The following is an 18,456-nucleotide window of genomic DNA, read 5'->3' as shown; positions in this document are numbered from 1 at the left end:
GATCAGAACGGCAGCTTCATGTCGGCGGGCAGGCCCATGCCTTCGGTGATGCGGGCCATTTCCGATTGCATCCGGTCCTGCGCCTTGCGCTGCGCATCCTTGATCGCGGCCAGAATCAGATCCTCGACCACCTCTTTTTCCGACGGCACGAAGATCGACGGGTCGATGTCAAGCGCCGTCAATTCGCCCTTGGCGGTGCAGGTGGCCCGGACAAGCCCCGCGCCGGATTCGCCGGTCACGGTGATGGCGTCCAGGTCGGCCTGCACCTGCTGCATCCGGTCCTGCATGTCCTTTGCGGCCTTCATCATCCTGGCCATGTCGCCGATGTTGCCCAGACCTTTTATCATCGCCTATTCCTCGTCTTCGAAGGGATCCCATTCCTCGACCTCGGCCACGGGGCCTTGGGTCGTCTCGTGCGGGTTGGCCGCGCCCTCGGCGGCCTCGATCGTTTCGCTCATCACGGGGTCGTGGCGGACCCGCCGCAGCGTGGCGCCCGGAAACGCCGCCAACACCTGTTGCACGATGGGCAATTGCATGGCGCGGTCTTCCCGGTCGCGCTGCTGTGCGGCCTGCTGCTGGGCAATGGTCGCCGCGCCGCCGTCGTTCGTGACGGTGACGGCCCAGCGTTGTCCGCCGGTCCAGCCGCGCAACCGTTCGGCCAGCCGCTGCGCCAGATCGCGGGGGGCATTGCCCTGGGGCTGGAACTCGATCCGGCCGGGGCTGTAGCGGACCAGCCCGACATGCCTTTCAACCTGCATCAGCAGCAGCATGTCGCCCATCCGCCGGATCAGTTCCAGAACCGAAGGGAAATCCGGCCAGGCGGCAAAGGCATCGGGGCTGACCGCCAACGCCGTCGCGGCCCCGGACCCTTGCGCGATCACGGGGGCGGGACGCATGGCGCGCGGGGCCTGCGCCGGGACGGCAGGCGCAGCGGAACGCGCGAAATCGCCCGCCGCCTGGGCCTGCTGGACGCGGCGGATCAACTGTTCGGGGTCGGGCAGGTCGGCCACATGGGTCAGGCGGATCACCGCCATCTCGGCGGCCATCATGGCATTCGGGGCGGCGGACACCTCCTCCAACGCCTTCAGAAGCATCTGCCACAGGCGCGTCAGCACGCGCATCGCCAGCCGGTCGGCCAGATCCCGGCCCCGCACCCGTTCGTCGGGGGCGATCGTCGGATCGTCGCCCGCATCCGGCGTGATCTTCACGACCGAGATCCAGTGCGTCATTTCCGCCAGGTCGCGCAGCACGGCCACCGGATCGGCGCCATCGGCATATTGCGATTGCAGTTCGGTCAGGGCGGATGCCGCGTCGCCGCGCAGGATCATCTCGAACAGGTCGAGGACGCGGCCACGGTCGGCCAGGCCCAGCATCGCGCGGACCTGTTCGGCGGTCGTTTCGCCCGCGCCATGGCTGATCGCCTGGTCCAGCAGGCTGGTCGCGTCGCGGGCCGATCCTTCGGCCGCGCGGGTAATCAACGCCAAGGCATCGTCGGTAATGCCCGCGCCCTCGGCCGCGGCGATGCGGCGCAAAAGGGCGATCATCACCTCGGGCTCGATGCGGCGCAGGTCGAACCGCTGGCAGCGCGACAGCACCGTCACCGGCACCTTGCGGATTTCGGTGGTGGCAAAGATGAACTTCACATGCGGGGGGGGTTCTTCCAGCGTCTTCAGCAGCGCGTTGAAGGCGCTGGTGGACAGCATGTGCACTTCGTCGATGATATAGATCTTGTAGCGCGCCGAGGCTGCCCGGTAATGCACGCTTTCGATGATCTCGCGGATGTCGCCGACACCGGTGCGGCTGGCGGCGTCCATTTCCAGCACGTCGACGTGGCGGCCCTGGCTGATCGCCACGCAATGTTCGCACACCCCGCAGGGTTCGGTGGTGGGACCGCCGTGGCCGTCGGGGCCGACGCAGTTCATGCCCTTGGCGATGATGCGCGCCGTGGTGGTTTTTCCAGTGCCGCGAATGCCGGTCATCACGAAGGCCTGCGCGATGCGGTCGGCGGCAAAGGCGTTCTTCAGGGTGCGCACCATCGCATCCTGACCCACAAGATCGGCAAAGGTTTCCGGCCGGTATTTCCGGGCCAGAACCTGATAGGTCTTTGCCGAAGGGCTTGGGGGGGCGTCGTCGGGCATCATCGGGTCCGTCAGGGGATCGGGCCGAACCTAGTCGCTGCGACGGGGGGCGGCAAGGGCCGGGGCCTATTCGGCGGGCGTGGCCATGGGACCGCGATGCAGGACGCGAAATTTCTGCCAGGCCTCGTTCAGGCGGCGGGTGCGCGCCTCGGCCAGGCGCACGGCCTCGGGCGGCAGGCCTCGGGCGATGGCGCGGTCGGGGTGGGCGTCCAGGATCAGGGCGCGGAACCGCTTGCGCGCCTCGGGCAGGGGGGTGTCCAGGGGGATGCCCAGCACGTCGCAGGGCGGACAGCCCGCCGGATGATCGTGGCGCAGGCGGATCGCCACGACGCGGTCGGCGGGCAGGCCGAAGATGCGCCCCACCTCGTCGATAAACAGGATTTCGTTTTCGTGCATGTCGCCATCGGCCACGGCGATGATGCACAATCCCTCGATCACGTCGGCCAGAACCGGGTCGCCCGGCTGGAACATTGCGGCGATGCGGCGCGCCCAGGCGTCGAAACCGGCCACGTCCTGACGGGCCAGGTCAAAGACACGGGCCGCGTTCTTTTCCTCGGCCCGCGGGATGATGAAGACCCGGCGGAAGGCCGCGACCTCGGCCCGCCCCACGGCCCCGTCGGCCTTGGCCAGCTTGGCGCCAAGCGCGATCACCGCGATGGTGAAGGCCACCGACCGTTCGGGCGGGACCGCCGCGCGCTGGCTGCCCAGCAGCGCGGCCAGACGGTCGCCGATCCGCTGCCAGAAGCTGCGGGGCTTCGGCAGGCTGGGGCAGAGGGTGTGGGTCGCGCGGATGTTCATGAGCACAGGTTAACGGGTAACACGCGGCAAGTGTAGGGACAGTGTGTCACGGCGGTCCTTTTGTCCGAAGGTCAGGCCTTCAGATCCTTGCCCATCAGCACCAGATCGTGAAACCTGCCGAATTTCCAGCCAGCACAGGGGACGCGCCCCCATTCGCCGTAACCCGCGCGGGCGTGAAACCGCAGCGATCCCTCGTTGGAGGCGGTGATTCCACCGATCAGGATCCGGTGGCCCCGGTCGCGGGCATGGTCTTCCAGGGCCGCCAGCAGCAGGCGACCCGTGCCGCGACCGCGGGATCGGGGCGCAAGATAGATGGTGTGTTCCATGCTGCGCGCGTACCCGCCGCCCGCGCGGAACTGACTGTAGGTCGCAAATCCCGAAATCCCGTCCGCGTCGCAGGCCACGACAAAGGGATGGCCCGCGGCCTGGCGGTCAGCGATCAGGATGGCGATGTCCGCCTCGCTGCGCTCGGTCGGCCAGAAGGTGATGACGGTATCGCGGATGATCGGGTTCCAGATCGCGGCGATCGCCGGTACGTCGCCGGGACTGGCCGGGCGGATCACAATGCGACCTCGCCCGCAGGCGTGGCGATCCGCGCGCCGAAGCCCCCTTGTCGAAGACGCGGATCATCCAGGGGCATCCGGTCCAGGGGCAGCGTCAGGCCCGACAGCCGCAGCCCCCTGTCGGGCAGGCGGTCCGACGGATGGGCGCCGCTGCCCCAGTCGATCCTCATGGGCTGCGCCCCATCCTGCGGCATCTGCCCCGAATCCGGCAGGGTGATTCGCCAGCGAAGATCGCCCCGGCTGGCGGCGGCGATCGAGGTGCCGACGGGCGGATCCAGGGGGGACTGCCGCATGACCCAACCGGCAAGACGCGGCGGGCCGTCGAAACGGTCCAGACCGAACCAGCGGGCGCGGCTGGTGTCAGGCGCGTCGGGATCGACCGCGATCAGTTCCAGATATTCCCCCGGACCCAGCGACAGCAGCAGGTTGTGCGTGCCCATTGCCGGATGCTTGCCGCCCGGTTCGGGGGCGATGCCCAGACGATCCGTCAACCATGCCGCGCCCTCGTCCAGGGACCGGGCGGCGATGGCGATGTGATCGAACGCCGGCGTCCGCATCAGCCGCGATGCGCCCCGGCGGCCAGGTCGCGCACGAAGTCCAGCACCTCGGCCACGGGGCGGCCTTCGCCGATCTTCCTGACGATGGCGCTGCCCACCACGCAGCCGTCGGCGACGCTTGCAACCTGTTCAGCGGCCTCGGGGGTCGAGATGCCGAAACCGACGACCACGGGCAGATTAGCGGCGGCGCGGATGCGGGCGACTTCGGGCGCGACCTCGGCGGCATTGGCGGCCGGGCCGCCGGTGATGCCGGTGACGCTGACGTAATAGACGAAACCCGACGTGTTCCTGACCACGGCGGGCAGGCGGCGGTCGTCGGTCGTGGGCGTGGCCAGGCGGATGAAGTTCAACCCGGCGCGGGTGGCGGGGATGCACAGTTCGGCATCCTCCTCGGGCGGAAGGTCCACGACGATCAGGCCGTCCACGCCCGCGTCCCTTGCCTCGGCCAGAAAGCCGTCGACCCCGCCCTGGCGGGCATAGATGGGGTTGTAATACCCCATCAGCACGACCGGGGTGGTATCGTCCGTCTTGCGGAATTCGCGCAGGATGTCCAACGTCCGCGTCACGCTGCCGCCTGCGGCAAGCGCCCGCTGGCCGGCAGCCTGGATGGTGGGGCCGTCAGCCATGGGATCGGTGAAGGGCATTCCCAGTTCGATGATGTCCACCCCGGCATCCGGCAGGCCGCACATGATGTCCAGCATGGTCGCGTCATCGGGGTCCGAGGCCATGATATAGGTCACGAAAGCCTTGCGCCCCTGCGCTTGCAACCGCTGAAAGGTGTCGTCGATCCGGGTCATCATCCACTCCGCTGTGCCGCTGCCTAAGTGCAGCGCACGGGGCGGGCTGTCAATCAGCCGCAGGCTTCAGGCGGCCATCGCGGCCACTTCGCAGACGGCGCGTCGAAGATAGCCCGCGAATTCCGCCGCCTCGCGCCGGGCGGGGCCGTCGGCCACATAGACGTTCAGCCAGGTCGGCGGCAGGGGCGGCAGGGCGCCGCCGTGTTCCACGGGTTCCAGTCCCGCCTGGGCGATGCCGCGCGGCAGGATGGTGATGCCCAGATCGGCGGCGGCGGTGACGCGCCAGGTGTCGCTGCCGCCATCGGCCACGCCCTGGACCCATTCGATGCCCGCCCGGTCAAGCGCGGTCAGCCCGACCGGATAGTATGCGCAATGCGGCGAATTCGCCAAAGGCAGGGGACGCTGGGCCCAGGCTTGCCCGCCGATCGCCCCGAACCAGGCCAGGTCTATCTTGGCCAGGTGGATCGCGCCGGGCGGGGTTTCGAATTCGGTGGTCAGGATCACGTCGTGTTCGCCGCGCTTCATCTGCTGGCGCAGATCCTTGCTGCGTCCGTCGTTGATAATCAGTTCGACCCGTGGATTGGCCTGCCGAAAGGCACGCACCGCCTGCGCGACCTTTGTGAACAGCCAGTCGCTGGTCAGGCCGACCCGCAACCGCGCTTCGGGGCGTTGGCCGGTGAAACGGGACACGATCGCGTCGTTCAGCGCCACCAGCTTGCGCGCCTCGATCAGCAGCTCGACGGCGAAATCGGTCAGAACGACGCCGCGCCCCTGCTTTTGCAGCATCGGTTCGCCAAACAGATCCTCCAGCCGCTTCATCTGCATGGACAGCGCGCTCTGGGTCATGTTCAACGCCTCGGCCGCGCGGGTGACGGCGCCGTATTCGGCCACCGCTTGCAGCGACCGAAGCGTGCCGATGTCGAGATTGCGCATCATTCAACAATCCTGATGTATGGGATCAAAAACATTCGTTTCAATTATGCTTCAAGCCGCGCTAATCATCAAGAATGGAAATTGAATAATTAGGAAACAATCACGCCTTGTGATGTTTTCCATGACCGGAGATGAACGATGGCCCATCACGCCGCATCGCTTCATGCCCTTGCCGGGGACGGCTTCTTACCGCGCCCCTCCTTGGGCAAGCGCATCCTGACTGCTCTTAGCGTCCGCCGCTCTCGGCTGGATTTGTCGCAACTGGGCGACGACCAGCTGCGTGACATCGGCCTGACGCGCGATCAGGTCACGCAGGAAATCGCACGCCCGATCTGGGACGTGCCCAGGAACTGGCGTCGCTGATCTTACCCCATCAGGATCGCCATACTGCCGCGCCGCCCGCAGGGGAACGGCGCGGCTTTTTCATCGCCCGAAAAGCGCACTATCAGGGTTCCGCGACGGTTGGCGCGCCAAAGCGTTCGATCATCCGCTTCTGGATTTGGTCGCGGGTCTGGCGATAGGCGGCCAGCTTGGCCTCGCGCCCCTCGGCCAGGCCGGTGGGATCCATGATCGGCCAGTATTCGACCTCCAGGTGAAACACCCGCGTCAGTTCCAGGGCCTGCCGCTGGCTGGCGGGCGACAGGGCCACGATCAGGTCGAATCCGCCCAGGTCGTCGCCCCAGTCCTTCATCTCCTCAAAGCTGCGGCTGCGGTGATTTTCGATGCGGACGCCGATCTCGTCGCAGACGGCGATGGCAAAGCCGTCCACCTCCAGGTCGTTTCGGACTCCCGCCGACTGCACATAGGCCGCGCGGCCATAGAATTTCTTCATCATGCCTTCGGCGATCGGGGAACGGATCGAATTGTGATCGCAGCAGAACAGAACCGAGGCGGGGATCGTGTTCCGCGTCATCGTCAGCCCCGCGGCACCAGGGCGCAGATCAGGGTGAACAGGCGCCGGGCCGTGTCGATGTCCAGTTCGGCCTTGCCCTCCAGCCGTTCCTGCAAGGTCCGGGCGCCTTCGTTGTGAATGCCGCGCCGGGCCATGTCGATCGCTTCGATCTGGGCGGGGGGCAGACGCTTGACAGCATCGAAATAGCTTTGGCAGATCTGGAAATAGTCCTTGGTGACTTGCCGGAACGGTCCAAGCGACAGGTGGAATTCGGCCACCTTGCCGCCCTGTTCGCCCGCCACGTCGAACACCAGCCGTCGTTCGCGGATGCCCAGATCCAGGCGGAACGGTCCGGGCGGGGCGGGCTGGCCGTCGCGGCCGGGAATGGCGAAACTGTTGTCCTCGATCAGATCGAAAATCGCGACCCTGCGTTCCTGCTCCATCTCGGGCGTGGCGGGCGAGGCTTGGGAATCGTCGATCTGGATATGGACGATCCGGGTCATTCCGCCGGTCTTTCGTTCACCATGTCCAGCCGCGCCCGGATGGATTCGCCATGGGCCTGCAATCCTTCGGCGGCCGCCAGCCGCATCGCGGCGGGGCCGATGGCGGCCAGGGCGCCGGGGGTCAGGCGAGCCATCGTCGTGCGTTTCAGGAAATCCAGCACCGACAGGCCGGACGAAAACCGCGCCGACCGGGCGGTCGGCAGGACATGGTTCGGCCCGCTGACGTAGTCGCCCACCGCTTCGGGGGTATGGCTGCCCAGGAAGATCGCCCCGGCATGGACGCATTTCGCGGCCAGTCCTTCGGGGTCGTCCACGCACAGTTCCAGATGTTCGGGCGCGATGCGGTTGGACAGTGCGGCCGCTTCGTCCAGGTCGCGCACGACGATGATGGTGCCATAGTCGCGCCAGCTTGCCCCGGCGATCTGCGCACGGGGCAGGGTGGGCAGGATCCGGTCCACGGCGCCCGCGACGGCGTGACCAAGGGCCGGGTCCGTGGTAATCAGGATCGACTGCGCATCGGCGTCGTGTTCGGCCTGGGCCAGCAGGTCGAGCGCCAGCCAGTCGGGATGCTGGTCGCCGTCCGCGATCACCAGCACTTCGGAGGGGCCAGCGATCATGTCGATGCCGACGCGGCCGAAAACCTGCCGCTTGGCCGCCGCGACATAGGCGTTGCCCGGCCCCGTGACCTTGTCCACCGGCGCGATGGTGTCCGTGCCATAGGCCATAGCCGCCACCGCCTGCGCGCCGCCGATGCGATAGATCTCGTCCACGCCCGACAGTTGCGCGGCCAGCAGGACCAGCGGGTTGACGACCCCGCCGGGCGTCGGCACGCAGATGACCAGCCGTTCCACACCCGCCACCCGTGCCGGGACCGCGTTCATCAGGACCGATGACGGATAGGCCGCCTGGCCGCCCGGCACATACAGCCCCGCCGCCGATACGGGCGTCCACCGCCAGCCCAGGCTGGCGCCGTCGGGATCGGTCCAGCTTGCGTCGTCGGGCATCTGCCGGGCGTGATAGGCACGGATCCGTTCGGCGGCCAGCGACAGGGCGGCCCGATCCTCGGCCGTGACCTTGGCGACATGGGCCGCGATCTCGTCGGGGGAAAAACGCAGGGTGCCAGGCGTCAGGTCAAGCCGGTCGAAGCGGCGGGTCAGATCGCACAGCGCCGCGTCGCCACGGTGGCGGACATCGGCGATGATCGCGGCGACCGCGGCGTTCACATCGGTCGAATCCTCGCGCTTGGCCGACAGCATTTCAGCAAGACGGGCCTCGAAGTCGGGTTGGGAAGTGTTGAGTGTCACCGGCATGATCTGTCCCCGCAGAGGGGATCCGAAAGCCCCTTGTCACGCCTTGTTAGCGATTGCGCCGCGCGGCCTCAAGCGCGGCGCGGTCTCAATCGGGATGGGCGGGCGCCTTGCCCGACACCGCGCGATAGGGCCGCGTCACGTCCCGCAGGTCGATGTTGATGCATTCCACCTCGGCCACCAGGGTGCCGTCGCCGGCGAATTCCAGAACCAGCCGCCCGGCGCCGTCCTGGCCCGGTTGCCAGGCGATCGCCAGCAGTTCCATCACCGTGTCGCCATCGCGGGTGATCCCGTCGGACAGCACCCGCATCACATCCCGGATCAGCAGGACCGAGCGGACGCGTTCGTAATCGCGCCCCTCGGCCGCGGCCTGGTCGGCGTCTTCCCAGCGGAACCGGTTGACCAGAAGCGCCAGCGACCGGCCGCGAGGATCATAGGACATTTCCGAGGCGGGCAGCACCGCGTCCTGCAACAGTGCGGACAGGATGCGGAGATCCCCCTCGTCCTCGGCCATCAGGGACAGGGGCGCGGGGTCTGCATCGGCGAAACGGGCGTCCTGCGGCATGGCTTAGTCCTCCTTCACGCGTTCGATATGGGCGCCCACGCCGCGCAGCTTTCGCACGACATGTTCGTAACCTCGGTCCAGATGATAGACGCGGCTGACCGTGGTCTGGCCTTCGGCGGCAAGCCCGGCCAGGATCAGGCTGACGGATGCGCGCAGGTCCGTGGCCATCACCGGGGCGCCGCGCAGCGCATCGACGCCGGTGACGGTGGCATGGCCGCCGTGGACCTCGATCCGGGCGCCCATGCGGGTCAGCTCGGGGGCATGCATGAAGCGGTTCTCGAAGATCGTCTCCTCCAGCACACTGGTGCCTTCGGCCACGCACATCAGCGCCATGAACTGCGCTTGCAGGTCGGTCGGAAAGCCGGGGAACGGCTCGGTCGTGACGTCGACGGCGCGGATGCCGTTCCGGCGTGCGACCGTGATGCCGCGCGCGGTTTCGGTAACGCTGATCCCGGCCTCGTCCAGCTTTTCGCAAAACGCCGACAAAAGGTCGATCCGCCCGCCCAGGCATTCGACCTCTCCGCCGCAGATGGCGGGCGCCAGCATGTATGTGCCCAGCTCGATCCGGTCGGTGACGACCGGGTGGGTCGCGCCATGCAGGGCATAGACGCCTTGAACCGTGATCGTGCCGGTGCCCTCGCCCTCGATCTGTGCCCCCATGGCGCGCAGGCAGCGGGCCAGATCGACGATTTCCGGTTCGCGGGCCGCGTTCTTCAGGACCGTGGTGCCGCGCGCCAGCGTCGCCGCCATCAGCGCGTTTTCCGTGGCGCCGACGGACACCAGCGGGAAATCCACCACCGCGCCCCGCAGCCCGCCATGGGGCGCCCTGGCATGGACATAGCCGTCGCGCAGGTCCAGGTCCGCCCCCATCGCCTCGAACGCCTTCAGGTGCAGGTCCACCGGACGCGCGCCGATGGCGCAGCCGCCGGGCAAGGACACCTCGGCCCGGCCGTCGCGGGCCAGCATCGGTCCCAGCACCAGGATGGATGCGCGCATCTTGCGCACGATGTCGTAATCCGCGCGGTGGCTGGTCAGCGCGTGGCTGGACAGGGCCAGAACCTGCCCGTCTTGCAGGCTGGCGACCTCGGCCCCCAGGGATTGCAGCAGAGCGGTCATGGTGCGGATGTCCGACAGGCGCGGCGCATTGGTCAGCGTCAGCGGCTGGTCGGTCAGCAGCGTCGCGGGCATCAGGGTCAGGCAGGCGTTCTTGGCCCCGGCGATCGGGATTTCGCCGGTCAGCGGGCCGTTCCCGCGCACGATGATCTGGTCCATCTAGCTGTCGTCCTTGCCTGTTTCGCCGTCGTCGCGTCCGTCATTCCCGTCAGCCGCCCGCGCGCGGGCCTGGGCCTTGCGCCGTTGCAGGTTGGCGCGCAGGGCGGCACGCAGCCGTTCCTCTCTCGCGTCCTGCTTTTTCGTGTCGTCGGGGCGGTCGTTCATGTTGCCCTGTTAGCGTCGCCCGCGCGCACAGTCCAGCAAAGGCCGTGCTGACGCCGGGTCGCCGAGGGGGCGTTTTTTCTGCTATGCCCCCTTGCGCGCGCAGGCGCCTTTGTCTAAACGCCCCGCACGGCGCTGTGGTAGCTCAGTGGTAGAGCACACCCTTGGTAAGGGTGAGGTCGAGAGTTCAATCCTCTCTCACAGCACCATTTTTTCTTGAAAAGATACAAGAAGATACGCTGTAGCAAGGACTTGGTTCGGCCCCTCTTACACACAGGGGTTACACACAATGGTCTTGCAGATGCCACGTCCGACTCAGCGCAAATCCGGTTCCCCGTTCTACTTTCGCACCCGCGTTCCGGCCGATCTGGTCGAGCGACTCGGCAGGCGGGAGGTCTCCTATTCCCTCGGGACCACGGACGAGGCGGAGGCCAAGAGACGCCACGCGGCCGAGTTGGCAAAGCACCACGCCCATTGGGAAGCGATCCGCAAAGGTCCCCAGCCGATCCCTATGCGGACCATCATGGCACTCTGCGGGGAGTTTTATCGGGATTGGGTGACGGGCCTTTCCCAAGAGCCGGGGGAGGCGGGGGTCTGGCAGCAGGTTGCTGCGATCAATGCAGCCATCAGCGACAAGCAGGGGGAGGAACGGCAGGCGGTTCTGGGCCGGTGGTATGGCGCGAGTGCTGACGGGCTTCTTCTGCGGCACGGGATGCTTGCCGATGATGCGAGCCGTGAGCGTCTTTTGGATCGCTTGCACGATACCGTTGTCAGGGCCACGGAGACGCTTTCCAGACGGGCGGGAGGCGACTATGGGGCAGACCCCCATGAGGATCGTTTCCCAGCCCCTGTGCGGCCTGTGACGAGTCCTGAGAAGGGTTCTGACGAGGCGAAGGGCAAGACTCTGACGGGCCTGTTCGGAGCGTGGGAGAAGCAGGCCAAGGCAGACGGGAAGCCTGCCGCGACGATCCGCGATTTCCGCCAGAAGGTGGACGACCTGATTGCCTTCCTCAGGCACGATAGCATCCGCGACATGCAGCCCGCTGACATCGTGCGGTGGCTGGACTATCTTCGAGATGAACGGGGGCTGAGTGGCAAGACCATTGGACAGAAGTATCTGGCAGCCGTGCGGCTAATGTTCAGCTTCGCCAAGAGCCGCGCAATGGGGCTGGGCGATCCTACCGAAGGGCTCCGGGTCAAGGCCCCCAAGCGGCAGACCACGCGGGACCGGGGGTTCACCGACGATGAAGCCAAGCGCATCCTGTCTGCCGCCCGTGCGGGCGTGGGGGTATCCGATAGAATGTCCGACCACATGCGCCGCGCTATCCGGTGGGTTCCCTGGGTCTGTGCACACACGGGGGCACGGGTGACGGAGATAACGCAGCTTCGCCGGTCGGATGTCCTGACGGTAGACGGCATCCCCTGTATCAGAATCACGCCCGAAGCGGGGTCAGTGAAAACGGGCAGTCACCGGATTGTCCCGCTGCATCCCCAACTGGTTCGTGAAGGGTTCGTAAGGATGGCCGAAGCGATGCCGTCAGGGCCCCTGTTCCACGCCCCCGGAAAGTCGGCAAAGACCACTAGCGGGAGGATAGGCGGGTGGGTCCGCGATCATGCGAAGGTAACGGACCCCGCCCTACAGCCCAACCATGCGTGGCGGCATCGCCTCAAGACCCTCAGCCGGGACCACGACATTGCAGGGGAATGGGCAGACCACCTCCAAGGACATAGCAACCCAAGGGCTGCGGAAGGGTATGGCGAAAGGCGCGTGAAGGCGCTGTATCGGGAGATATGCAAGCTGCCCGAGTATCCGGTCTGACGGACGGCGGATGCCGTTCGCCCAGCGACCCCCAAGACCATCGAACCCTGATGCTTGGAGCAATGAGGAACATGGGAGGGGAGGGGTCCGTCCGGGGCTCCCTGTCACAGGCCCCTAAATGGTCGATATGGGGCCGCATAACAGATAGCCGCAAAGGTGAAGGCTATCCTATAGGGAGGGTTAATTGAGAATTGTTCTCATCTCCTATAGTGGGCCCCAATCCCCCTCCCTCCGGTCGTCTTTCCTCAGGGGGTCTTACGCGGAGCAGGCTTGGCGGCCTGCGTCCGTGGGTCTCCCTCCCTGATCCCCGTTCAGGGTGTCGTTATGGTTCCTCTATACTAGTGCGGGGGGCGGATTAGCTCGCCCAGGGGAGGGGTCCGTCCGGCGTTCCCTTTCACAGGCCCCGAACAGTCCCGCAAACGATCCTCTATACTAGTGCGGGGGGCGGATTAGCTCGCCCGTCATGCAGCGAGCTTCACCTGTTCCCCGTCCGTAGACCCATCGTCTAGGAGGTCTATGTCTCCATCGGGGGCAGCCCCAAACGAAACCGCAAACGATCCCCTTTCCAAGTGCGGGGGGCGGATTTCTAACATTTCGTCTAGCTCCTCAGGGGTGAAATATCGCCGCCAGCCCCGATCCCGCATGGCCCGCGCCAGCCGCCGCCAGTCATAGCTCTTGACTAACGGGTCGTGGGCAGGGGACTGCCGCTCCAGCTTCCCCTCCCGCCGCATGGCCTGCCAATATGTTTCCGCTTCTGACGTTTCGGGCGCTTCCGCCCTCCCGTCTCGCGGCAGGCAATCGGCTTTCAGTATTTCCCGCGACCCTTTTCCCCATCGTCGTTGGCAGTATGCGTTCACCTGTTGGGCGATGTTTCTGACGGAGGGGTCTGAGGTGTCGGGATAGAGCTTTCCGAGTGGGCTTTCACGCGGGGCACCAAGGAGCCGAGGGTCTTGCAGGATGTTGCGCAGCTTCGCCCCCCTGCCGCCCCTCGCAGCCACCAAGAGATCGTGCAAGGCTCCCTCTCGCCTCGCTTCGGGCATCCTCAAGATGTCATAGCAGAGCCACGCTGCACGGCTGTAATGGTCCCGGTTACGTGTCGCGTTCTCGATTGTCCGGGCTCCCCGCGCAGTGTGTCTGCTGGAGGCTTTCTGGCAGGCCCTTCCACAGAACTGTTGATTGCTCCGCCGGGGCGTGAACGGGGTCTTGCAGTGGGGGCAGACGGTGGTGGTGAGAGCAGGGGCGATGATCTCTGCCGCCCCCGTGCCGCCTTTCATTTCTGAGCCTGCCATTCTGCCACGGCGGTCTCCAAGGCTGCGGCTAGGGCATGGGTGCAGCGTTCGTGCCATGGATCGCCTGTCCCCGCCTTCACCTTCTCGGCCCGCACGGACAACGGGCCGCACAAGGCGTCGATGTCTTGCCACAGGTCCACGCTTGCCACAGGTTTCTTGGAGGAAGTGCGCCAGCCGTTGCGCTTCCACCCCGACATCCATTTCTCTAGGCCGCCTACTAGGGTCTGAATGTCCGACCGGACAAGCGCAGGGAGATGGGAGGAGTCCTTTAGGGACTTAAGAGCTTGTCGGCTTCCGAGAAGGACCATGCGCTGGTCGGTAGTGAAGGCAGAGCTACGCCCCGTGAAGCTGAGTGCAGGGGCAAGGGGGTTGCCACAACGATCCCCCTTGACGAGGAGAACAGAGAACGCAGCCAGGCTTGCGGCGGGGGCGTAACTCCCTGCTGCGATATAGACGACGACTTGTTCTTTGTGCGCGAAATTGCCGGGCACGGTATCTTGGGCGTTAATGTAAGAAGCGGGCGAGAGTATGATGTGGTCTCCAACCTCCCGCGTGACTGCTTCCGGGTATCTGTTGTGCATCGTTGTTCCTGATTGTCGTGCTGATAGGAGGGTGGCAGGGCCGAGGGTGCCCCCGCCCGTGGCCTGTTCATCGCGCCATCGCTTCCTCGTTGGCCTCGGCATACCAATGCGCCGGGAGGGTCAGCTTCTCCCCATCCCACAGCGCCAGCAGGGGCTCGCACAGGGCCGTCAGCGCCTCCTCCGTGGTATCGACGTGACGAACCTTTGCGGCGGCCATTGCCGCATACAGAGCCCGGACGGCTACGAGGGCCATCCCATCCGCGACCTTGTATTGCAGAGGGTCGCAATTCGCTGTGGCTTCGGCTTTGAGGATTGCTAGGATGTCGCGGAACTTGGCTTCGATCTGCATTTCTGCGGTTTTTTCGGTGGGCGTGTTCATGGTGATTTCCTTGTCGTGTTTGCATGTCGCCGCCGCCTGCCACGCTGGGTGGACAGGGCAGAGCGAGTTAAGTTGTCGTGTTGGGGAGAGAAGGCAGGCGGAGGAACGATCCCCCGCCCGTGTTCTTGTCAGCGTTCCGGCAGGCCCCGCGTCAGGGCGCTGAAACCGGCTGCGAAGGGGAGCCAGTTGCCGAAGGGTGCGAAGGCCCGGACCCCCGCCTTGGCCGTTCCCTTGGTGAAGGGCTTGTCGGTGAAGGCCGCTTCCATGCTGCCCCGTGAGAAGTCCTTTAGCGACCTGAGGTGATCCGCTGCGGGGATGCCGATGAAGGCATCTGTGGGGGTTCCTGAGCTTCTCGCCTGACCAAACTGCGGTCCTGCGGGGGTGAAAATCAGGGTGCTGTCAATCAGCATGGGAATGATGGAAGCGGAGGCCGTCCGGGCGAACCCATTGGCAAGGAGCCCGGTGGGGTTCAGTATCCGTTCCTTGTATTTGTCCCAGCCGTCCTCTTCGGCAAGAACCACGGTGGACCGGACGGCATACATCGCCGCGCCCATCGCCACCTCCCCGGCGATAAGCGCCTGCATCCGTGGGTCGGTGAATGCGCCGTGGTTCATCGCCCACAGGGTCGATTTGTGCCACGACCCATAAGTGAAGGTGCGGAACTGGACGAGCATGGACGCCACGGGGTGCGACATCCACTTCGCCAGCCCCCCAGGGTCGTTAGCTTGCACCAAGCGGTCAACGTAACGCCCGATAAACACCCGCGCCTTGGAGACCGCATCGGCATCCCAGCGGTGATGGTTGATCTGCACCACGCGCCGCCCGTCGAACTCAGCATGGTCCAGCAGGTTGCGGAACAGGGTGCGGGCATCTTTGGCCCCCAGCCCCATCGTAGCGAGCCGGTCACGATCCCCCTTCGCCAATCTGGAGAGGTCGAAGCCGGTTTCCGTGCGGGCCAGCCGCGCCATGTTCGCCATCTGCTGGATGATGGAGGATGCGGCCCAGGTCGATTGGGTGCCGTGGATCGCCCGCATCAGGGAAATGGAGGACGTGACCTCGGACATGTGGTCCAGCGTCCCGTCTACGGCCCGGTCGAACTTCCCGGCCACCTTCTCCCCGACGCGTTCTTCCGCCGCCTTCATCGCCCGTGCCGAGAAGAGCCCGTCCACGCCGATCCCGGTCATGGCCTGCAACTCTTCCGCAAGCGCATCGGCCTGATACTTCCCGGAGCGGATGCCTGCGACCATGCCCCGGATGGACGGCATCTGATCGTAGGCCGCCCGGAAGCCCGTCAAGGTAGCGATCTTCCATCCTTCCTGAACCTGATTAAGGCCCATGTTCGACATCAGGCGAATGAATTGAGACTGCTTGATGCGCCGCGCCCATTGCGCTGCCCGCCCCGACTGATCCCATACGGGGATGCCCGCGATCTTCTTGTAGAAGAAATCCAGGTTCCCAAGCTGGTTCGCCACGTCCTTGTTGTCCGCATCCTTGCCCATGGCCCGCGCCTCTTCGATGATCGCTTCGCGGAGCTTGGCGACATCGGCGTCCCCCCTGATGCCTTCGGTTATCCAGTATCCGGGCTTGGAGGGGTTCTCGATGCGGGTTTCCGCCAAGGCGATCCGGCCCGACATGGACCGGGCGTAATGCTGGAACAATTCGCCCGCATCCTGCCGGAAGAAATCCGCCACCCGGACCTCCAGGGGGTTGCCGTCGCGGTCCTTGACGGTGGCCTTGAAGGTGTAATCCATCAGGGTCCGCCGTTTCAGGGCCCGCATCCCCCGTGACGAGGGCGCGTTGGGGTCTTTGCCGGTCCCGTCCAGGGCCCCGGTGATGGCGTCAAACGCCTCCTCTATCTGGGCCTCCGTCAGGCTGTTCCTGCCCCCCAGCGAGGCCATCAGCGCCTCCTTGAAAGCCGTCCGGTCCCCGGTGGACATGGCCCGGTCCATGTCATTTTCCATGCCCCATCCGGCCCTGCGGATGTTTCGCCAGTAGCCTACGGACATGCGAGAAACGACCTCGGGCGAAAGGTGGGGTGAATGGGCACGGATCGCCGCCGACAGAAGCTCGGCCATCGTGTCCTCCCCAACGCGCACGTCAAGCTCGGCAATCCGGGACGCATCGGGGACCATCGGCACATAATGGGGGTCGGCGTTCAGGGTGGCGAGTCCGACCCGTTCCATCTCGTCGCGGAAATGTGCCATCCCGTTGCGGAACGCTGTCCCTGCCTTGGCGACGGAAGGGTGAACGTCCTGGCTGGGGTTTCTATCCAGCACCCAATCCCGGACCTGCCGGTTGAAATCGGCGCTGGCCTGGGCGGCCTTGATGGGATGGAACAGGCCCCGCCGGATGCCGGTCACTTCCCTCAGATATTCCGCCTCAGCCCGCCGCGCGACGGACATGTAGTTGCCCACGGCCTTCCGATGATACGCGATCATCCGACTGGAGGCGCTGTCCGGGACCACGGAATGATCCGTGAAGCCCGCGACTTCCTCCCCCAGATGCGCCCCCAGCACCCGCACAAGGGGCTGATCCGAGGTCGTCATCTGGCCCGTTACGTCGAACCTGTCTTTCCCGTCCTCCCGAAGGCTGTAGCCCCGTGGGGCATCGCCGGGGTTCACTTCGGTATCGTAGGCCCTCGCATCGGGCATCAGGGGGGTGAGCGAGGTGGTGTTGCGGGCGGCGCTGAGGCTGTCGTCACGGGCCATGATCGGGTCCGCGTGGAGCCTCTCCTTGCCCGCATTGATGTCGCCAGCGATCCTGTAAGCCTTGGCCGCCTCGGGATGGGCAGCGCCCCCCGGACCACGCGCCAACGCCCCGCCAAGGGCACCGAAAGCGCCCCCGAACACAGCCGCCATTCCGGGGTCCGCGTTGGGGTTGTCCAGGAGCTCGCCCGAGGCCACCTCAAGCGCCGCGTTCTCCGCCGCGCCTGCCGCCGCCCCGACAGCCACACGACCGGCCAAGCCGAAGCCCGCAGCGCCCGCCGATAGGCCGCCCGTAGCGACCCCCACAGCGAGCGGAATGGGGTCGATGACGCCCGCGACAAGGCCCGCTCCCATCGCGCTCCAGCCGCCCGCAGCGAGCTTCTGTTGCCGGTCCATGTCCTCGGTCATCCATTGCACCCGGGAACGCAGAACCTCTTCCGACCCAGCGGTCATGATGAAGTCCTGGTAGTGCTCGGGGACGGACTGGACGAGCTCGGCAGCGCGGGCTTCACCGATCTCGAAGAGGGGGTCGATAGTGCCCTCGGAGGCGGCGCGGACGGCGTGGGCCGTCATGGCGTTGGAGCGGTATTGCGCCCCGATCTCCTCCAGCCAGGAGCCGTAGGGTTGGACCCTCTGGCTCTCCTCAGACAGGTAGTCGTTCGGGGTGACGGCCTTCGGGCCCTGATAGGCGGCCTCGTAGTCCAGCGCCGCGTTCGGCCTGCCGTCCGCATCGGTGAACCCGTCGAACTGTTGGGGGACGTAGGTGCCCCCGAGGAGGGCCGCAGCTTTCGCCCGGTGCCCCTCCATCTGGTGGTTCCACTTGTCGTCAGCGGAGCCCCAGGTGCCGCCCGCCGCCGCGTCCGACTTGTGGCCGCCGTTGGGCGATCCGGTGTTGATCGTGGCGTAGAGCTGAGCCCCGGACATGCCCGGCTTGAAGCCATTGTCCACGAGATAGTCCGCAGAGGCGCGAACCGCGTCCTCAATCGGCATCCCCTCGTAGTAGCCATACTTCTCCCGCTGGGGCTCGCCCATCTGGATCAGGCCGATGTGGCGGCCCCATTTCGTGACGGGCCCCTGCTGCCAGGGGTCGAAGGTGCCCCCGGTCTCAAAGCTCATGGCGGTGGCGAAGTCGGCCGGGTCAGCCCCGATCCGGGCCGCTTCCTTGCGGATGGCGTCGGCTAGACGATTGGTCATGT

At 66.2% G+C, this 18,456-nt stretch carries 18 protein-coding genes and 1 tRNA gene; 3 read left to right on the top strand and 16 right to left on the bottom strand.

Annotation, left to right across the window (positions count from 1 at the left end; genetic code table 11):
- Positions 1-2 precede the first annotated feature (2 nt).
- The 7 genes from CHB77_RS12885 to CHB77_RS12855 form a co-directional block, all read right to left on the bottom strand.
- A complete protein-coding gene (locus tag CHB77_RS12885; protein ID WP_089388627.1) occupies positions 3-347 on the bottom strand; it encodes a YbaB/EbfC family nucleoid-associated protein in 345 nt (114 codons plus the stop codon).
- Between the two features lie 3 nt (positions 348-350).
- Positions 351-2,141: a DNA polymerase III subunit gamma/tau gene (locus tag CHB77_RS12880; protein ID WP_242626626.1), complete on the bottom strand. Its 1,791-nt coding sequence runs from the start codon at positions 2,139-2,141 to the stop codon at positions 351-353.
- A gap of 63 nt (positions 2,142-2,204) precedes the next feature.
- Positions 2,205-2,936: a molecular chaperone DjiA gene (locus CHB77_RS12875; protein ID WP_089388626.1), complete on the bottom strand. Its 732-nt coding sequence runs from the start codon at positions 2,934-2,936 to the stop codon at positions 2,205-2,207.
- Positions 2,937-3,007: 71 nt separating this feature from the next.
- Positions 3,008-3,499: a GNAT family N-acetyltransferase gene (locus CHB77_RS12870; RefSeq protein WP_089388625.1), complete on the bottom strand. Its 492-nt coding sequence runs from the start codon at positions 3,497-3,499 to the stop codon at positions 3,008-3,010.
- Entirely contained in the window at positions 3,496-4,056 is a 561-nt protein-coding gene (locus CHB77_RS12865; RefSeq protein WP_089388624.1) for a VOC family protein, read from the bottom strand. Before CHB77_RS12865 ends, CHB77_RS12870 begins: the two co-directional genes overlap by 4 nt.
- On the bottom strand, positions 4,056-4,853 hold the full coding sequence (gene trpA / locus CHB77_RS12860) for a tryptophan synthase subunit alpha (RefSeq protein ID WP_089388663.1): 798 nt from the start codon (positions 4,851-4,853) through the stop codon (positions 4,056-4,058). The genes CHB77_RS12865 and trpA overlap by 1 nt, the downstream gene beginning before the upstream one ends.
- Positions 4,854-4,919: 66 nt before the next feature.
- Positions 4,920-5,789, bottom strand: coding sequence for a LysR family transcriptional regulator (locus CHB77_RS12855; protein ID WP_089388623.1), 870 nt, complete (start codon positions 5,787-5,789; stop codon positions 4,920-4,922).
- Positions 5,790-5,924: 135 nt separating this feature from the next.
- Between CHB77_RS12855 and CHB77_RS12850 the strand changes: the two genes are divergently transcribed.
- Positions 5,925-6,149, top strand: coding sequence for a DUF1127 domain-containing protein (locus CHB77_RS12850; protein WP_089388622.1), 225 nt, complete (start codon positions 5,925-5,927; stop codon positions 6,147-6,149).
- Between the two features lie 82 nt (positions 6,150-6,231).
- Here the strand turns inward: CHB77_RS12850 and CHB77_RS12845 are convergent, their stop codons facing one another.
- The 6 genes from CHB77_RS12845 to CHB77_RS18360 all read right to left on the bottom strand — a co-directional run bounded on the left by CHB77_RS12845 (position 6,232) and on the right by CHB77_RS18360 (position 10,490).
- Entirely contained in the window at positions 6,232-6,699 is a 468-nt protein-coding gene (locus CHB77_RS12845) for an arsenate-mycothiol transferase ArsC (RefSeq protein ID WP_176430342.1), read from the bottom strand.
- 2 nt (positions 6,700-6,701) lie between these two features.
- Positions 6,702-7,181, bottom strand: coding sequence for a UPF0262 family protein (locus CHB77_RS12840; RefSeq protein ID WP_089388620.1), 480 nt, complete (start codon positions 7,179-7,181; stop codon positions 6,702-6,704).
- Positions 7,178-8,491, bottom strand: a complete 1,314-nt coding sequence (hisD, locus tag CHB77_RS12835) for a histidinol dehydrogenase (RefSeq protein ID WP_089388619.1) — start codon at positions 8,489-8,491, stop codon at positions 7,178-7,180. Before hisD ends, CHB77_RS12840 begins: the two co-directional genes overlap by 4 nt.
- Before the next feature lie 85 nt (positions 8,492-8,576).
- Entirely contained in the window at positions 8,577-9,053 is a 477-nt protein-coding gene (locus CHB77_RS12830) for a DUF2948 family protein (RefSeq protein WP_089388618.1), read from the bottom strand.
- A gap of 3 nt (positions 9,054-9,056) precedes the next feature.
- The gene (gene murA / locus CHB77_RS12825; RefSeq protein ID WP_089388617.1) at positions 9,057-10,325 is read right to left on the bottom strand and encodes a UDP-N-acetylglucosamine 1-carboxyvinyltransferase; all 1,269 of its coding nucleotides are present in this window, start codon (positions 10,323-10,325) and stop codon (positions 9,057-9,059) included.
- Positions 10,326-10,490 (bottom strand): hypothetical protein, encoded by a 165-nt coding sequence (locus CHB77_RS18360; RefSeq protein WP_165456269.1) that lies wholly within the window; start codon positions 10,488-10,490, stop codon positions 10,326-10,328.
- 131 nt (positions 10,491-10,621) lie between these two features.
- On the opposite strand from CHB77_RS18360, the gene CHB77_RS12820 reads away from it, so the two are divergent.
- A tRNA-Thr gene (locus CHB77_RS12820) sits at positions 10,622-10,696 on the top strand.
- 92 nt (positions 10,697-10,788) lie between these two features.
- Positions 10,789-12,306 (top strand): DUF6538 domain-containing protein, encoded by a 1,518-nt coding sequence (locus CHB77_RS12815; RefSeq protein ID WP_165456268.1) that lies wholly within the window; start codon positions 10,789-10,791, stop codon positions 12,304-12,306.
- Positions 12,307-13,576: 1,270 nt separating this feature from the next.
- Here CHB77_RS12815 and CHB77_RS12805 read toward each other — a convergent pair.
- The 3 genes from CHB77_RS12805 to CHB77_RS12795 form a co-directional block, all read right to left on the bottom strand.
- Positions 13,577-14,176 (bottom strand): RNase H family protein, encoded by a 600-nt coding sequence (locus CHB77_RS12805; RefSeq protein ID WP_165456267.1) that lies wholly within the window; start codon positions 14,174-14,176, stop codon positions 13,577-13,579.
- Positions 14,177-14,243: 67 nt separating this feature from the next.
- Positions 14,244-14,555 (bottom strand): hypothetical protein, encoded by a 312-nt coding sequence (locus CHB77_RS12800; protein ID WP_089388613.1) that lies wholly within the window; start codon positions 14,553-14,555, stop codon positions 14,244-14,246.
- Positions 14,556-14,683: 128 nt separating this feature from the next.
- Positions 14,684-18,454, bottom strand: coding sequence for a hypothetical protein (locus CHB77_RS12795; protein WP_089388612.1), 3,771 nt, complete (start codon positions 18,452-18,454; stop codon positions 14,684-14,686).
- Between the last annotated feature and the right edge of the window lie 2 nt (positions 18,455-18,456).

The organism is Paracoccus sediminis (assembly GCF_900188295.1).
Taxonomy (GTDB): Bacteria; Pseudomonadota; Alphaproteobacteria; order Rhodobacterales; family Rhodobacteraceae; genus Paracoccus; species Paracoccus sediminis.
This window is presented reverse-complemented; position numbering and strand designations above follow the sequence as displayed.

Bases quoted from the DNA above. Each gene is read 5' to 3' on its own strand.
- CHB77_RS12800 (WP_089388613.1), bottom strand. From the start codon at position 14,555: ATGAACACGCCCACCGAAAAAACCGCAGAAATGCAGATCGAAGCCAAG.
- CHB77_RS12830 (WP_089388618.1), bottom strand. From the start codon at position 9,053: ATGCCGCAGGACGCCCGTTTCGCCGATGCAGACCCCGCGCCCCTGTCC.
- CHB77_RS12855 (WP_089388623.1), bottom strand. From the start codon at position 5,789: ATGATGCGCAATCTCGACATCGGCACGCTTCGGTCGCTGCAAGCGGTG.
- CHB77_RS12885 (WP_089388627.1), bottom strand. From the start codon at position 347: ATGATAAAAGGTCTGGGCAACATCGGCGACATGGCCAGGATGATGAAG.
- CHB77_RS12840 (WP_089388620.1), bottom strand. From the start codon at position 7,181: ATGACCCGGATCGTCCATATCCAGATCGACGATTCCCAAGCCTCGCCC.
- CHB77_RS12880 (WP_242626626.1), bottom strand. From the start codon at position 2,141: ATGATGCCCGACGACGCCCCCCCAAGCCCTTCGGCAAAGACCTATCAG.
- CHB77_RS18360 (WP_165456269.1), bottom strand. From the start codon at position 10,490: ATGAACGACCGCCCCGACGACACGAAAAAGCAGGACGCGAGAGAGGAA.
- murA (WP_089388617.1), bottom strand. From the start codon at position 10,325: ATGGACCAGATCATCGTGCGCGGGAACGGCCCGCTGACCGGCGAAATC.
- CHB77_RS12805 (WP_165456267.1), bottom strand. From the start codon at position 14,176: ATGCACAACAGATACCCGGAAGCAGTCACGCGGGAGGTTGGAGACCAC.
- CHB77_RS12850 (WP_089388622.1), top strand. From the start codon at position 5,925: ATGGCCCATCACGCCGCATCGCTTCATGCCCTTGCCGGGGACGGCTTC.
- trpA (WP_089388663.1), bottom strand. From the start codon at position 4,853: ATGACCCGGATCGACGACACCTTTCAGCGGTTGCAAGCGCAGGGGCGC.
- CHB77_RS12795 (WP_089388612.1), bottom strand. From the start codon at position 18,454: ATGACCAATCGTCTAGCCGACGCCATCCGCAAGGAAGCGGCCCGGATC.
- hisD (WP_089388619.1), bottom strand. From the start codon at position 8,491: ATGCCGGTGACACTCAACACTTCCCAACCCGACTTCGAGGCCCGTCTT.
- CHB77_RS12875 (WP_089388626.1), bottom strand. From the start codon at position 2,936: ATGAACATCCGCGCGACCCACACCCTCTGCCCCAGCCTGCCGAAGCCC.
- CHB77_RS12845 (WP_176430342.1), bottom strand. From the start codon at position 6,699: ATGACGCGGAACACGATCCCCGCCTCGGTTCTGTTCTGCTGCGATCAC.
- CHB77_RS12815 (WP_165456268.1), top strand. From the start codon at position 10,789: ATGCCACGTCCGACTCAGCGCAAATCCGGTTCCCCGTTCTACTTTCGC.
- CHB77_RS12865 (WP_089388624.1), bottom strand. From the start codon at position 4,056: ATGCGGACGCCGGCGTTCGATCACATCGCCATCGCCGCCCGGTCCCTG.